14 protein-coding genes are annotated in these 13207 nt (G+C 53.5%); 11 read left to right on the top strand and 3 right to left on the bottom strand.

The window, feature by feature from the left end; genetic code table 11:
- Nucleotides 1-126: 126 nt before the first annotated feature.
- Nucleotides 127-1923, top strand: a complete 1797-nt coding sequence (locus IPM28_02555) for an ABC transporter ATP-binding protein (GenBank protein MBK9171873.1) — start codon at nucleotides 127-129, stop codon at nucleotides 1921-1923.
- A 1-nt stretch (nucleotide 1924) separates the two neighbouring features.
- Here the strand turns inward: IPM28_02555 and IPM28_02550 are convergent, their stop codons facing one another.
- Nucleotides 1925-2365 (bottom strand): hypothetical protein, encoded by a 441-nt coding sequence (locus IPM28_02550; GenBank protein MBK9171872.1) that lies wholly within the window; start codon nucleotides 2363-2365, stop codon nucleotides 1925-1927.
- A 161-nt stretch (nucleotides 2366-2526) separates the two neighbouring features.
- Here IPM28_02550 and IPM28_02545 point away from each other — a divergent pair, with 161 nt between their 5' ends.
- The 3 genes from IPM28_02545 to rpoZ are packed head-to-tail and all read left to right on the top strand — an operon-like array spanning nucleotide 2527 to nucleotide 4332.
- A complete protein-coding gene (locus tag IPM28_02545; GenBank protein MBK9171871.1) occupies nucleotides 2527-3405 on the top strand; it encodes a YicC family protein in 879 nt (292 codons plus the stop codon).
- A gap of 21 nt (nucleotides 3406-3426) precedes the next feature.
- Nucleotides 3427-4059 carry a guanylate kinase gene (gene gmk, locus IPM28_02540; protein MBK9171870.1) on the top strand — a complete coding sequence of 211 codons (633 nt, stop codon included), beginning with the start codon at nucleotides 3427-3429 and terminating at the stop codon, nucleotides 4057-4059.
- Between the two features lie 12 nt (nucleotides 4060-4071).
- Nucleotides 4072-4332 carry a DNA-directed RNA polymerase subunit omega gene (rpoZ, locus tag IPM28_02535; protein ID MBK9171869.1) on the top strand — a complete coding sequence of 87 codons (261 nt, stop codon included), beginning with the start codon at nucleotides 4072-4074 and terminating at the stop codon, nucleotides 4330-4332.
- 147 nt (nucleotides 4333-4479) lie between these two features.
- Here rpoZ and IPM28_02530 read toward each other — a convergent pair whose 3' ends face one another.
- Nucleotides 4480-6192, bottom strand: a complete 1713-nt coding sequence (locus IPM28_02530) for an electron transfer flavoprotein-ubiquinone oxidoreductase (GenBank protein MBK9171868.1) — start codon at nucleotides 6190-6192, stop codon at nucleotides 4480-4482.
- 214 nt (nucleotides 6193-6406) lie between these two features.
- Between IPM28_02530 and IPM28_02525 the strand changes: the two genes are divergently transcribed.
- The gene (locus tag IPM28_02525; GenBank protein ID MBK9171867.1) at nucleotides 6407-7126 is read left to right on the top strand and encodes a hypothetical protein; all 720 of its coding nucleotides are present in this window, start codon (nucleotides 6407-6409) and stop codon (nucleotides 7124-7126) included.
- A 73-nt stretch (nucleotides 7127-7199) separates the two neighbouring features.
- Here IPM28_02525 and mtnA read toward each other — a convergent pair whose 3' ends face one another.
- Nucleotides 7200-8261 (bottom strand): S-methyl-5-thioribose-1-phosphate isomerase, encoded by a 1062-nt coding sequence (gene mtnA / locus IPM28_02520; protein MBK9171866.1) that lies wholly within the window; start codon nucleotides 8259-8261, stop codon nucleotides 7200-7202.
- Nucleotides 8262-8377: 116 nt separating this feature from the next.
- Between mtnA and IPM28_02515 the strand changes: the two genes are divergently transcribed.
- The 6 genes from IPM28_02515 to IPM28_02490 all read left to right on the top strand — a co-directional run bounded on the left by IPM28_02515 (nucleotide 8378) and on the right by IPM28_02490 (nucleotide 13190).
- Nucleotides 8378-9091, top strand: coding sequence for a DoxX family protein (locus IPM28_02515; GenBank protein ID MBK9171865.1), 714 nt, complete (start codon nucleotides 8378-8380; stop codon nucleotides 9089-9091).
- A gap of 189 nt (nucleotides 9092-9280) precedes the next feature.
- Nucleotides 9281-11422: an alpha-glucan family phosphorylase gene (gene glgP, locus IPM28_02510; protein ID MBK9171864.1), complete on the top strand. Its 2142-nt coding sequence runs from the start codon at nucleotides 9281-9283 to the stop codon at nucleotides 11420-11422.
- An 80-nt stretch (nucleotides 11423-11502) separates the two neighbouring features.
- Complete coding sequence (locus IPM28_02505) at nucleotides 11503-12222, top strand: hypothetical protein (GenBank protein MBK9171863.1); 720 nt, start codon at nucleotides 11503-11505, stop codon at nucleotides 12220-12222.
- A 2-nt stretch (nucleotides 12223-12224) separates the two neighbouring features.
- Entirely contained in the window at nucleotides 12225-12557 is a 333-nt protein-coding gene (gene ytxJ / locus IPM28_02500) for a bacillithiol system redox-active protein YtxJ (protein ID MBK9171862.1), read from the top strand.
- A 26-nt stretch (nucleotides 12558-12583) separates the two neighbouring features.
- Complete coding sequence (locus tag IPM28_02495; GenBank protein MBK9171861.1) at nucleotides 12584-12880, top strand: DUF971 domain-containing protein; 297 nt, start codon at nucleotides 12584-12586, stop codon at nucleotides 12878-12880.
- Between the two features lie 37 nt (nucleotides 12881-12917).
- On the top strand, nucleotides 12918-13190 hold the full coding sequence (locus tag IPM28_02490) for a hypothetical protein (protein MBK9171860.1): 273 nt from the start codon (nucleotides 12918-12920) through the stop codon (nucleotides 13188-13190).
- Nucleotides 13191-13207: the final 17 nt, after the last annotated feature.

Raw genomic sequence — 13207 nt, 5'->3', positions numbered from 1 at the left:
TTGTGTTTCGTCTCCGAGGCTGCCTGGCGTTATGAAAAAGATGCCACATTTGTTTTGGACGTTGCAAACATAACAAATTTGGACAACCTGATGTTCGGTAAAGTATAGTCGAATCTTCGATTTCCGATGCAGGACCTCAAGCGATTACTTATTTATCTTTGGCCGCATTGGCCCTCGTTCATCCTCGCCCTCGTCGCGATGTTCTTGGTTGCTGTCTTTGAAACCGCGATAGGCACGCTGCTCGTTCCGATCTTCGAGCAATTTGTTCCGGAATCCGGCACCGGTGCCGAAATTCCGTTCAGCTTGAATGATCTCATCCCGAAAGAGCCCTGGTGGAGCGCCTGGACGGCGATTACCGCGATGCTCCTCTCCTTCACGCTACTGAAAGGAATAGCTGAATACGCATCGTCGTATTTGATGGCAAAGATCGGGCAATCGGCCGTACTGCAGCTTCGTAAGGAACTCTATCAGCATCTTCTGATGCAATCGGCATCGTTTTTCGAACGTAATCGAACAAATTTTCTTGTGTCGCGGTTGGTCGTGAGCTGTTCTGCTATCGAATTGGCTGTGTCTGCGAACCTCCGTGACGTGTTACGCGAAAGCATAATGCTGGTCGCTTTTCTTGGCGCCGCATTCTACTTCAATTGGCGACTGATGCTTGGCGCGATCATCATTGCCCCAATAATCGCATTTCTCACCAGCATGTTCAGTCGGGCATTGAGAAAGCTTGCTGAAGTCTCTTTTGAGGGAAATAAACTGCTTACCGACACCGCACAGGAGACCTTGGCAAATCACAACATCGTGACCGCGTACCGTGCAGAGAAACGCGAACTAGAACGATTCGAGCGTGTTGCAGAGGTAATCGCTAAAGCAAACCTACGTTCCGGCCGTATCGCCGCGACCTCACCGCCGACCATCGAGATGATCGGGATGTTCGCGGTCGTGATCCTTCTATACTTTGGATTGCGAGAGATCAATACAGCGGGAATGGACGCGAAGCACTTTTTCACGTTTCTCTTTTTTCTGTTCAGAAGCTATGACCCGATGCGAAAGATATCTCGTCAGCACAACGAAATCTCAAGGGCGTTTGCCGCCGCACGCGACGTTTGGGACGTGCTCGATAAGAGCGAGCGGCTTGAAGACAAGCCCTCGGCAAAAGAGGTCAACGGACTTGGATCGAAGATCGAGCTTCGCGATGTCGGTTTCAGCTACGGTGAAGATTCCAGATCGATTCTTGACCAGATCTCTATGTCGATCGAAAAAGGCTCGGTCGTTGCGCTCGTTGGTGAGAGCGGAGGCGGCAAATCGACTCTTGTCAAGCTGATCCAGAGGCTGTATGACCCAACGTCAGGCAGCATTTTATGGGATGGACACGACCTTCGCGATCTTAAGCTGTCTAGCCTGAAAAAGCAGATAGCGTTGGTCACACAAGAGACGATCTTGTTCAACGACACGGTCCGTTACAACATTTCGTACGGAAACCCTGACGCGACCGATGCCGAGATCGAAGAGGCCGCCCGCATAGCTTTTGCGGCGGACTTCATCGACGAACTGCCTGACAAATTTGACACGCCTGTCGGTGAAAGGGGAACGCAGTTATCCGGCGGCCAACGTCAGCGGATAGCGATCGCAAGAGCAGTGCTCGTAAACGCCCCCGTCCTGATCCTCGACGAAGCCACATCGGCCCTCGATACCGAATCGGAACGTCTGGTGCAGATGGCGCTTTCAAATCTGATGCGTGGAAAAACGTCGATAGTGATCGCCCACCGGCTTTCGACCGTCCGGCGAGCAGACAAGATCGTCGTGCTGGAGCGTGGAAAAATAGTCGAAACGGGCACGCACGACGAACTCATGAAAAACAATGGTAAGTACCGGCGTCTTTACGAATTGCAGTTCGCGGGTGAAGAGAGCGTTGACAATTAGTTCAGTCGGAATGATCCTCAACGCGTTTTTTCAGTTTTTTCAGATCCGAAGAGATCCATTCAGACACGGCACGATTCAAAGCGGGAGGCGGGATCTGGTAAAGGTTTTCACCGACGCTCTGAACTCTGATCTTGGCCAGTGTACCGCCGTCCGTATCGCTTAGATCATACCGGATGATCATCTGAAACGGCTCGTCGGCGGCGATCTCAACAAAGGTCTCGGGTTCGTCATTTGTGACCAGATAGACCGTCGAAAAGCTTCGGCCGAGAAAGCTGCCGACACGCTCGATCTTAGAACCCTTTTTCATCAATCCCTGTGTTTGCGGAAAGACATTCGTCAACCCGCTGATCCAGAGCCTGTCGCACTTCGGGTCAAACATAACGTTCGCTACATCGGTTCTCGGCCGATCGATAACGATCTCCGCCTTTGCATCAACAGACATTTTTGGGTTACTCCGGACGGTTGGTTTTGTGGGAATCCGACACGAAAAAGAATACCAACAGATAAACAAGGTGTAAAGCCTTTTATCCATTCGACTTCGCCATCCCACTGATCTGTTGCATAATACCCCGGTCAAGTACTTTCGCCCGATAACTTGAATTCATGAGATCAATGACAGGCTTTGGCCGCGGATCATTTACCGACGAGTCGCTCGCGATAGCGGTCGAACTCAAGACCGTGAACAACCGCTTTCTCGACGTGAACATGCGCCTCCCGAGCGAGATGCAGGCGCTCGAATCGAATTTCAAAAGGCTGATCAGCGGCAGGCTGAGCCGAGGACGCGTCGAAGTGAACGTCCAATATGACCGTGAAGAGGCCGTCGTCTACGAACTTAACCGACCGTTGATCGAAGGTTACCTTAGGGCGATAAAAGAAATGCAGGACGAATTCGCCCTCTCAGGCGAACCGGACCTGAATGTCGTTGCACGCCTTCCGAATGTTTTGCTGACCAAGAAAGCAGAGCTTGAGGATGCCTTTTCAACGGCAGCCGAGAACGCACTGAACCTCGCCCTTGATGACCTTGAACAGATGCGTGAAAGTGAAGGGGCAATGCTTCAGGCCGAGGTTTCGCAGCGGCTTGACGAGATCGAAAAGCGTTTGCTGCCGATCGAAGCCGAAGCCGGAACGATCGGTGAAGAATATCGCTTGAGGTTGACAAAGCGGATCGGTGAGATGCTCGCAAAAAGCGAATCGCAGATCGAGATCGATCAGGGACGGCTTGCCCAGGAGATAGCGTACATCGCTGACCGTTCCGACATCTCGGAGGAGATCGCCCGGCTTCGGACGCACATCGAGCATTTCCGGACAATAATGAACGAAGAGAAAGAGGTCGGGAAACGACTCGATTTCCTGACCCAGGAGCTCAACCGCGAGGCAAATACAATTACCTCAAAGACCAACAACATGTCCGTCAAAGAAAATGCCTTGCAGATAAAGAGCGAGATTGAGAAAATCCGCGAACAGGTGCAAAATGTCGAATGACGTTTGTATGCTTCGTGCCCGATGAAAGGTAACCTGATCATAATTAGCTCGCCTTCCGGCGGAGGAAAGGGCACCCTTATTCGCGAGATACTCCAGTCCGTTCCCGACATCGGATATTCGGTCTCGCTAACGACGCGTGCACCTCGTTTCGGCGAGGAAGACGGACGCGACTACCACTTTGTCACACAGCAGGAGTTTCAGGACTGCATAGATCGCGGGGGCTTTCTCGAATACGCCGAAGTTCACGGAAATCTCTACGGAACCTCGCGTGACCAGACCGACCGCATCACCGCTGAGGGACGCGACGTAATACTTGAGATCGACGTCCAGGGTGCGATCGCCGTTCTAGAAAAGGTGCCGGACGCCGTGAGCATCTTTATTCTGCCGCCGTCTTTCGAGGTCCTTAAAGCAAGGCTTACTGCACGAAACACCGAAGATGCCGCCGGTCTCGCCCTGCGTTTGAGAAATTCGATCACCGAAGTGATGCAGTACGAGCGGTTCGATTACGTCATCGTCAACGAAGAGGTCCCTGTCGCAGCGAGGCTGCTGTCGTCGATCATCCTTGCCGAACGCCAAAAGCGAAATAGACAAAGTGAGGCGATAGGGTGTATCCTAGATAGTTTCGCAGCGGCGAATGAGAAAACGACTGGATAAGGACCGTTAATTATGGCTAAAGTGAAGGAAGAAGCTATCGAAGAGATCGAAGAAGGCGTTGGTGAATTGATCGACCCGCCTGAGATAGATTCCAAATACCGAATGATCATTCTCGCCGCTCAGCGAAGCAAGCAGCTTCAACGCGGTGCTATCTCGCGAACCGAGATCGACATACGTAAGCATAAACCGACCCGTGTGGCGATGCGTGAGCTCAGCGAGAAAAAGGTGAACTTCAAATTTACCGACCAGACCGAACAGCCGTTGACGCAGTAATAGAGAGCCATTGATTTAATGAGAAGAGCCGCCTTCATCGGGCGGCTCTTCTTTTGACTATCGACCAGCCAACGTTACTTACCGTGATTTTGCAGTAAAGCGAACTTACCGCTCGTCGTTATTTTCGGTCGAACCCGCCTGACCGCCTTACATCCCTTTGTAATTCGGCCCACCTCCGCCTTCGGGAGTGACCCAATTGATGATCTGATACGGGTCGGCAATGTCACACGTCTTGCAGTGGACGCAGTTCGAGAAATTCACTTTCAGTTCCTTTCGTCCGGTCCCCGGGTTCTCTTCCATCTCATAGACGGCTGCCGGACAGAACCGCTGACACGGATTGCCGTATTCCTCGACACATCGCGTCGCACAGATCTCAGTATCGAGGACATGAAGATGCGACGGCTGATCCTCGTCATGCGATACGCCGGCATGAAAGACGTCGGTCACCTTGTCGAAAGTATATTCCTTGTCGAAAGGCACATTCGAATAGCGGCTTCCATTCTCCGTCTGCCATTTTCCGCTCTCGGTCAATTTAGCCATCCGTTCGTGTCCGGCGACATGATGCTCTTTCGGCATAAAGCCCCAGGCAAGGCCCTTGGTCAGGAACTGCAGACCCGAATTGATAAGAGCCGACCAGCGCCCTTTCTGGAACGCACCATGAAAATTCCTCACAGGATGAAGCTCGTCGTATATCCAGCTCAGGTTCACCTTCTCGTCGTAATGACGGAGCGTTTTTGACGTGAAATCTTCGTGCTCCAGTGCACCTACGATGGTCTCTGCGGCAAGCATCCCTGATTTCATCGCCGTATGGATGCCTTTGATCCGCTGGCCATTGAGAAACGAAGCCGAATCGCCGACCAGAAGCACACCGTCGGCAAAGAGCTTTGGCATCGTCCAATAGCCGCCGGCATTGATGGTCTTCGCACCGTATTTGATCATCTTGCCGCCTTCGAGTATCTCGGCGATCGCAGGATGCGTTTTGAACTTCTGAAACTCGGCATGCGGGTCGATGTTCGGATCAACGTAATCAAGGCCGGTAACGTAACCGATACTGACGATGTTGTCCTTCATACCGTAGACCCACCCGCCACCGTAGGTCTGGGTGTCTGAAGGAAAGCCGAGCGTGTGGACGACCTTGCCTTCCGGAAATCGTCCTGCCGGCAATTCCCACAGCTCTTTGACCCCGATCGAAAAGACCTGCGGCTCCTTGCCTTCCATCAGGCCGAGCCTTGCCATAAGCTGTTTTGCAAGCGAACCTCGCGAGCCTTCGCCGAGGACCGTCACCTTTGCCAAAAGGTCAACACCGGGCTCGAAATTCGGCTTCGGACGGCCTTCCTTGTCGATCCCTTTATCGCCTGTCCTGATGCCGATGACACGGTCATTTTCGTCGTAAAGCACCTCGGCGGCCGGAAATTCGGGAAAGACGTTGATGCCGGCCTCTTCGCACTTTTCGCCAAGCCATTCACACATCTTTGATAGGCTGAGGATGTACTTGCCCTTGTTCTTGAGCGGCGGAGGAACGATCGGTGCATTGATCTTCCGGTTTTCGGTCAGATACCACGCCGCATCCTCCGTCACAACGGTGTCGACCGGACAGCCCTGCTCAAGAAAGTCGGGCATAAGCTCGCGGATCGCTTTCGGGTCCATAACGGCACCCGACAGGATGTGTGCCCCGACGAACGAGCCTTTTTCGACGATGCCGATCTCGATCTCGCCGATCTTGCGTCCGTGTTTGATGCCGCGGTCGATCAGCTCGTCATGACGTGCGATCTCGCTCTTAAGGTGTAAAGCCGCCGCAAGGTTCGCCGGTCCGGCTCCGACGAAGACGACGTCCATCTCGATCTGTTCGCGTTCGATCATAATCTTGTACGAATAAATGAATAATGATTCAGTCGTGAAGAGTATATCAAAGTGGCGAAACATTTCTTAGAAGCCAAAAAGGTATTCAGGCAACAGCGGCATCTTGTTTCACGAACAAAGCTCCGCTCCCGGATGTGAGGCGAGTTTCAAGTCGTCGTTCGGTTTATGGCCAAGGGTGTTCTAAAATCCTGGTGTGCGGAAGCTTTTTGTAATAATGATGATCGGTTTATCGGCATGCTCCGGATCGCCAAGGCTGCCGAAGCGGTCTGAAGCTCCAATGACGATGCTCTGGGCATGGGAGCGTCCCGAGGATCTTCGGTTCATCGACCCTGCGACGACCGGTGTCGCGTTTCTCGCACAGACCCTGACGCTTGAGAATGACGAGGTCAGATTCGCGCCTAGACGCCAACCGCTCGAGGTGCCCGATGGGACGTATCTGATCGCCGTCACACGCATCGAAAGCATCAGACGGACCGAAAGCAGCCCGGTCTATTCGCCCCGTCAACTTGAACGCCTGACCTCGCTAATCGCCGATACGCTCAACCGGCCGCACGTGCGCGGCATTCAGACCGATTTCGATGCTGTCGTCACCGAACGTCCGTTCTACCGCAAACTCGTGGCCGAACTGCGTTCGAGGCTGCCCGCGAACACACCGCTAACGATCACCGCTCTTGCATCCTGGTGCATCGGCGACAAATGGCTGAACGGAATGGATGTTGACGAGGCAGTGCCGATGGCATTCGTGATGGGTGCCGATACCGAACGCGTCCGTTCGTACCTCAAAAGCGGAAAAGACTGGACCGAGCCGATCTGCCGCGAGAGCTACGGCGTCTCGGTCGATGAACCGCCGATCGAAGGCCGCAAAGCGGGCAGACGTATCTATTATTTCAAAAACACGCCCTGGAAACGCGATGACCCGATAGGCAATACCTGAACGAACCTCAGGAGCGATGCGAAATGCCTGCGATCCGCAACTTGAACGCTGACCAACGAACCAGAGTCCCTTTTTAGCTCGTACCTTCGAATTGCTTCTTCAGGCTCTCGGTGTACGGGGCACGCGCGACGCCTTTTTCGGTGATTATCGCCGTGACGAGGTCGTTCGGCGTAACGTCGAAAGCATAGTTGCTGACGAGCGTGTCGTCGGGCGCAAGCTGAATGTCTTTGACGTGTGTTACCTCGCGGATATCGCGTTCCTCGATCGGAATCTCTTCGCCGGTCGGGCAATTGAGATCGACGGTCGAAAGCGGAGCGGCGACATAGAACGGTATGCCGTGACGCTGTGCGAGCACGGCGACCATATACGTCCCGATCTTGTTGGCAACGTCGCCATTTGCGGCGATCCGGTCAGAGCCGACAACGACGGCATGGACGTCGCCTTTCTTCATTATGTGGCCGCTCATATTATCGGTGATGAGCGTGACGGGAATGTCGTCCTGCATCAATTCCCATGCCGTCAGGCGTGCTCCCTGCAGATAGGGCCTTGTTTCGTCAGCGATCACGGATATCGTCTTGCCCTGATCGACGGCTCCGCGAATAACGCCAAGGGCGGTTCCCCAAACGCCGCCGGTGGCGAGTGCTCCGGCATTGCAATGGGTCAGGACAGTCGAATTATCTGCGATCAGCTCGCCGCCGAACTTGGCGATCAGACGCTGCGATTCGATATCTTCGTCGTGTATCGCCCTGGCATCGTCGGCAAGTATTTGCTTGGCCTCGCTGACCGATTTCCCCTCCGCTTTTGCCTTTTGAAATGTGCGTTTCATGCGGTCGATCGCCCAGAATAGGTTTACCGCCGTCGGACGCGTTGCACCAAGCACGCTGCAGATATAATCGAGCTCTTCTTCAAGATCGTCGATATTCGTTCCAACAAATTGCCTGGCACCGAGGGCTACGCCGTAGGCCGCTGAAACGCCGATCGCCGGAGCTCCGCGGACGACCATGTCTTTGATGCCGGCGGCAACCTCAACATAGGTTCGGAGCGTCAGCCATTTCTCCTCGGTCGGCAGCAGACGCTGGTCGAGCATCAACACGCCTTCGTCAGACCATTTAACAGGAATGATGTTCAGGTTCATATATATTCTTAAGCGGTCGAGAGTGCGAAACGGTGATTTTACAACATCGCGTAAATTCCTGAAACAATTGCGGTATGTTTTCGCGTTTATAGTCGGGATAAGTTGGGAGGGCGGCGATGAAGATCGAGACGGTATTGGACGGCCTGCACGCATCGGTAACGCGGCGGCGATGGACACAGTTGTTCACTGCATTTGTCCGCGTTTTGCTCGGATTGGCATTCATACCACCAAGCATCCCGAAGATAATGCATAAGCCTTTCACCGTGCTGCCTGACAGCAATCCGGTCGGTGCGTATTTCAACGCTCTCTACAACACTGGCTACTATTACGACTTCTTGGGCTGGTCGCAGCTCATTGCGGCGATCTTGCTGCTGATTCCGAGAACGTCACACATCGGAACGCTCATTTTCTTTCCGATAATCGTGAACATCGCCGTTTTGACGAGTTCTGTCGGCTTTAAGGGCACGTGGGCGATCACGATATTGATGTCGTTGGCCGGACTTTATCTGGTCTGTTGGGAATACGACCGTCTCAAGCCGATCGTCTTTCGCAGCCGTTCGCAGCGGGCATCGGGATACAGCTGGCAGTTCTTGACGATACCGCTGTTCTTTGCGGCAGGCGGATTTGCGATGAGCGGAATCTGGCGACTGATGATGCTCGGAAACCTAAGTAACTATCTTTGGGCCGGAGCCGTACTGGCAGCCGTCGGTTTTGTATTCGGCATTCTCGTGACCATGCACTACCGTTTTATGCCGGTCGGAAGCCTTGCCGGCGATGAGCACGGAAGCGAAACGCAGCAGCCTCGGGCAAATACATCCGATCATCAGTGATCTTCTTTCATTCGCTAACGCTCAGAAATGTCAGTTAGTGCACATTCCCGTCAGTTTGATACTCGCCTTTAGTTGTTTTATAGTCTCTTTTTACTTTGCTCATCAACGCAACAAAGTAGACCTCCCATGAACGCTCCGTTCGGCACGGGCGTTTTGCGATACACAATGCAACATGCTGTTTCTGAATCGATGGATCTAACTTTTCGCTCTTTCAACCCCTTGGGCATTCAGCTTCCTGAGCCGATCAGGGCTTTGGACCGCATATCGAAGAACTTCTATTGGTCGTGGCATCCGGAAGGCGTCGAACTTTTTCGCGAGATCGATGCGAAGCTCTGGGATGACTGCGAACAGCATCCGCTGAAGATGCTGGCCGATGCCGGCGAGCTCCGGCTTTGGCAAAAAGCAGCAGAGCCCGATTACGTCGAGAAGCTTAACCGCTTTGCCGAGCGGTTTGATGCCTATATGGCCGAGCGTCCGAGATATTTTGACAACGGGCCGACACCCGAACATCCGGTAGCCTATCTTTGTGCCGAATACGGCGTTCACAATTCCCTGCCGAACTATTCCGGCGGTCTCGGGATACTCGCCGGCGATCATCTCAAATCGGCCAGCGACATGAACGTTCCGCTTGTCGCCATCGGCCTCTTGTATCGATATGGTTATTTCCGGCAGGACATCGCTCACGACGGTTGGCAGGAAGAGCATTACTCGAACATCTTTGATCTTGGCCTTTCTATCACGCCTGTGGTAAAGCCGACGGGCGAGACGGTAAGGATAATGGTCCGGATCCGCGGACGCGAGGTCCACGCTCAGGCATGGCTTGCTCAGGTCGGGCGGATCAAGCTTTATTTGCTCGATACGAACGTCGAAGGCAACAGCGAGGTCGACCGGATGATCACCGGACATCTCTACGGCGGGGACACCGAGACGAGGATCGTTCAGGAGAAGGTGCTCGGAATCGGCGGTGTCAGATTGCTGAGAAAGCTGGGGATCTCGCCCTCGGTTTTCCACCTGAACGAAGGCCACGCTGCGTTTTCGACCTTAGAGCTGGTGCATGAGTACATCGCCGCAAACCCGCAGGCAAGTTTCGAAGAGGCTCAAGCAGCGGTCCGTCAGCAATGCGTTTTCACGACACATACTCCGGTCGCCGCAGGCAACGATGTTTTCCTGCCCGAGACACTCGCCGGCTGCTTCAGCCCTGAATACATCGCATCGCTAAAGCTTGATGCCGACGCTTTCAACGCGCTCGGACGCGTCGACCCGGCGAACAAAGATGAGGCGTTCGGGATGACGCCTTTCGCTTTACGGATGACACGATCTGCCAATGGCGTTGCCGAAAAACACGGCGAGGTTTCGCGAGAGCTGTGGCGTGCGATGTTCCCTGATGAAGCCGAGGTCCCGATCACACACGTCACCAACGGTGTTCATCCGCCGACTTGGATCGCACCGGCCTTTCAGGACCTGTATCTCGACATCATCGGTCCCGATTGGAAAGATCTTACGCACGATAGCGGCAGCTGGGCATCGGCTGTAAGCGACCTGCCAGATGCCGAGATCTGGCAGCGGCACATGACGCTCAAGAATCTGCTGATATCCTTCATCCGCAGCCGGACGCGGGCAAAGGAAACAGGCGTCCGCGACACGATCAACGAACGGATGGAAACGGCCGGACTTTTTTCGCCCGATGTACTGACGATAGGATTCGCAAGGCGTGTCGCCCAGTACAAACGCTGGAACCTTATCCTTTCGGACATCGATCGATTATTGAAAATGGTCGACCACGCCGATACGCCGGTCCAGTTCGTATTCGCTGGCAAAGCTCATCCGCAGGATCGCACCGCAAAGCAGATACTTCAGGACCTGATGTCGATAAACCACGAATCGAATTGGCAGAGGCGTGCTGTATTCATCGAAGACTACGATCAGGAGGTCGCCAGATACCTTGTCCATGGCGTCGACGTCTGGATGAATGTACCGCGTCGTCCTCATGAGGCGAGCGGGACGAGCGGGATGAAAGCTGCGATGAACGGCGTGCTTAATTTCTCGATCCTCGACGGCTGGTGGATCGAAGGCTACAACGGCACGAATGGTTTTTCGATCGGTGATATGCGGGATTTTCAAAGCGACGAAGAGATCGATGCGATCGAGGCCGATGCACTTTATTCATCGCTTGAGAATGAGGTGATACCGGCATTTTACGATCGCGATGCGACGGGATTGCCAACGGCATGGATCGCACGAATGAAGGATTCGATCGCGACGCTTACGCCTCAATTTTCGAGCGACAGGATGGTGAGCGATTATATCGAGCGGATCTATACCGTCCGATAACTGAAACAACGGCCTCTTAGGCGTTTAAGTCTTATAGGTCGAATGTCCGTTTCGAATCAAAAGTAAGACACGCGAGAACGATGCAGAATCTTGAATTCAATACCGGCGTGATACGGCCGGTCGAGTGCTTCAAAGAGGCGTGGGATCGGATCAAGGACCAATACTGGATGGTCTTCGGCGTGGTCATCGTCGGCCTGCTTGTGGCAAGCGTGATACCGATCGTGATCATGGGCCCGATGATGATCGGCGTCTATCTTTGCCTTTTTGAGAAGTACGATGGCAGGACCATCGGCTTTGACAAGCTCTTCAAGGGCTTTGATCTCTTCCTGCAAAGCTTCATCCTTTCACTGATAATCTTTATACCGGTGCTGGTGATGGTCGTACTGATCTATGTTCCGATGATCGCTATGGCGGTTGCCGGCACACGGATGAGCGAAGACGAGCTTTTGCCGTTCCTGATCGGCATGATCGCCGTCGAGCTCGTTTTTGCAGTGATCATGGTCTGTCTGCACACTCTGATGATGTTTGCGTTTCCTTTGATGGCTGACAAGGGGCTTTCGGCATGGCAATCGATCCGGCTAAGTGCCTCGGCAGTATGGAAGAACATGGCCGGCGTCGTCGGCCTTTTTGCCGTCGGGTTCGTCGTCGCGATGCTCGGTTACCTGGTGTTATGCGTGGGGATCTACCTTACGATCCCGTTGATCTTCATGGCCAACGTCGTGGCATATCGAAAAGTGTTTCCGGGACCGGCTGAAAGGTTCGTCTCGCCGCCTCCGCCAAATCTCTATCAGAATTTATAGTCATGCCGGCATCATTTCGAACTATTGGATCATTTGACGACCTCGATGATGCGTTCGAGCGATCGAACGTCGAGCCGGTCGTTGTTCTGAAACACAGCAACCGCTGCGGTATCAGCTTCGACATCTTCGAGCAGATGCACGATTTTGACGGTGAGGTCAATGTCGTCGTCATCCAGGAATCGCGAGCGGTTTCGGATGCGGTTGCCGAGCGAACAGGCCATCGGCATCAATCGCCGCAGGCTTTCGTTATCAGAGACGGCCGTGCGGTATATCACGCCACGCATTACGCGATCGACCCAATAGCGATCGGCCGGGCGGTAAGGGAGTCGGAATAGGCCAGATGACCCGTGATGAGTAGTTTATGATCGAACCGGTCAAGATAATCGAAGAGAACGACGCTGAGATCACGATCGAATGGTCCGATGACAGCATTACACATTACCAAGCGCCCGGACTCAGGCGTGCGTGTCCGTGTGCCGGGTGCATCAATGAATGGACCGGTGAAAAGATGCTTCGTGACGATCAGGTGGCCGATGATATCTCGTTTCGGCACATTTCCATTGTCGGGCGCTATGCGTTGAATTTCCATTTCTCAGATGGTCACGACACCGGCATATTCAGCTTCGAGTACCTCAGGAAATTTTCTTCCAAACAATAAATCTGCTTTCTCTCCTCAAAACGGTTACAATGACCGTATGCAGGAACGCGATATTTTTGACGAACGGCAAGAGATAAAGACTGCAAGCTTTGCATGCCCGCATTGCCGTGAGCGAAACGACTACGATATCAGATGGATGAAGCGGACCAAGCGAAAGCAGGCTCCGCGAAACCTTAATGAACACGACCGTGCCCGTTACGAGAAATCACGCGATTATATGGTCCGGATCGATGATCAATTGGCGTGCAAGAACATGCGATGTCGAAAGCGTTTCGAGATACCGTCTTCGCAATCCGTGGTATTTATCTGAGCAACCGGGAGGAACTG

The organism is Chloracidobacterium sp. (assembly GCA_016716305.1).
Lineage (GTDB): Bacteria > Acidobacteriota > Blastocatellia > Pyrinomonadales > Pyrinomonadaceae > OLB17.
This window is presented reverse-complemented; position numbering and strand designations above follow the sequence as displayed.

Excerpts from the sequence above, each read along its gene's own strand:
- rpoZ (MBK9171869.1), top strand. The coding sequence starts at position 4,072 with ATGGCTAAAGTGAAGGAAGAAGCTATCGAAGAGATCGAAGAAGGCGTT.
- IPM28_02530 (MBK9171868.1), bottom strand. The coding sequence starts at position 6,192 with ATGATCGAACGCGAACAGATCGAGATGGACGTCGTCTTCGTCGGAGCC.
- ytxJ (MBK9171862.1), top strand. The coding sequence starts at position 12,225 with ATGCCGGCATCATTTCGAACTATTGGATCATTTGACGACCTCGATGAT.
- IPM28_02550 (MBK9171872.1), bottom strand. The coding sequence starts at position 2,365 with ATGTCTGTTGATGCAAAGGCGGAGATCGTTATCGATCGGCCGAGAACC.
- IPM28_02525 (MBK9171867.1), top strand. The coding sequence starts at position 6,407 with ATGATGATCGGTTTATCGGCATGCTCCGGATCGCCAAGGCTGCCGAAG.
- IPM28_02505 (MBK9171863.1), top strand. The coding sequence starts at position 11,503 with ATGCAGAATCTTGAATTCAATACCGGCGTGATACGGCCGGTCGAGTGC.
- mtnA (MBK9171866.1), bottom strand. The coding sequence starts at position 8,261 with ATGAACCTGAACATCATTCCTGTTAAATGGTCTGACGAAGGCGTGTTG.
- IPM28_02495 (MBK9171861.1), top strand. The coding sequence starts at position 12,584 with ATGATCGAACCGGTCAAGATAATCGAAGAGAACGACGCTGAGATCACG.
- glgP (MBK9171864.1), top strand. The coding sequence starts at position 9,281 with ATGGATCTAACTTTTCGCTCTTTCAACCCCTTGGGCATTCAGCTTCCT.
- IPM28_02490 (MBK9171860.1), top strand. The coding sequence starts at position 12,918 with ATGCAGGAACGCGATATTTTTGACGAACGGCAAGAGATAAAGACTGCA.
- IPM28_02555 (MBK9171873.1), top strand. The coding sequence starts at position 127 with ATGCAGGACCTCAAGCGATTACTTATTTATCTTTGGCCGCATTGGCCC.
- IPM28_02515 (MBK9171865.1), top strand. The coding sequence starts at position 8,378 with ATGAAGATCGAGACGGTATTGGACGGCCTGCACGCATCGGTAACGCGG.
- IPM28_02545 (MBK9171871.1), top strand. The coding sequence starts at position 2,527 with ATGAGATCAATGACAGGCTTTGGCCGCGGATCATTTACCGACGAGTCG.
- gmk (MBK9171870.1), top strand. The coding sequence starts at position 3,427 with ATGAAAGGTAACCTGATCATAATTAGCTCGCCTTCCGGCGGAGGAAAG.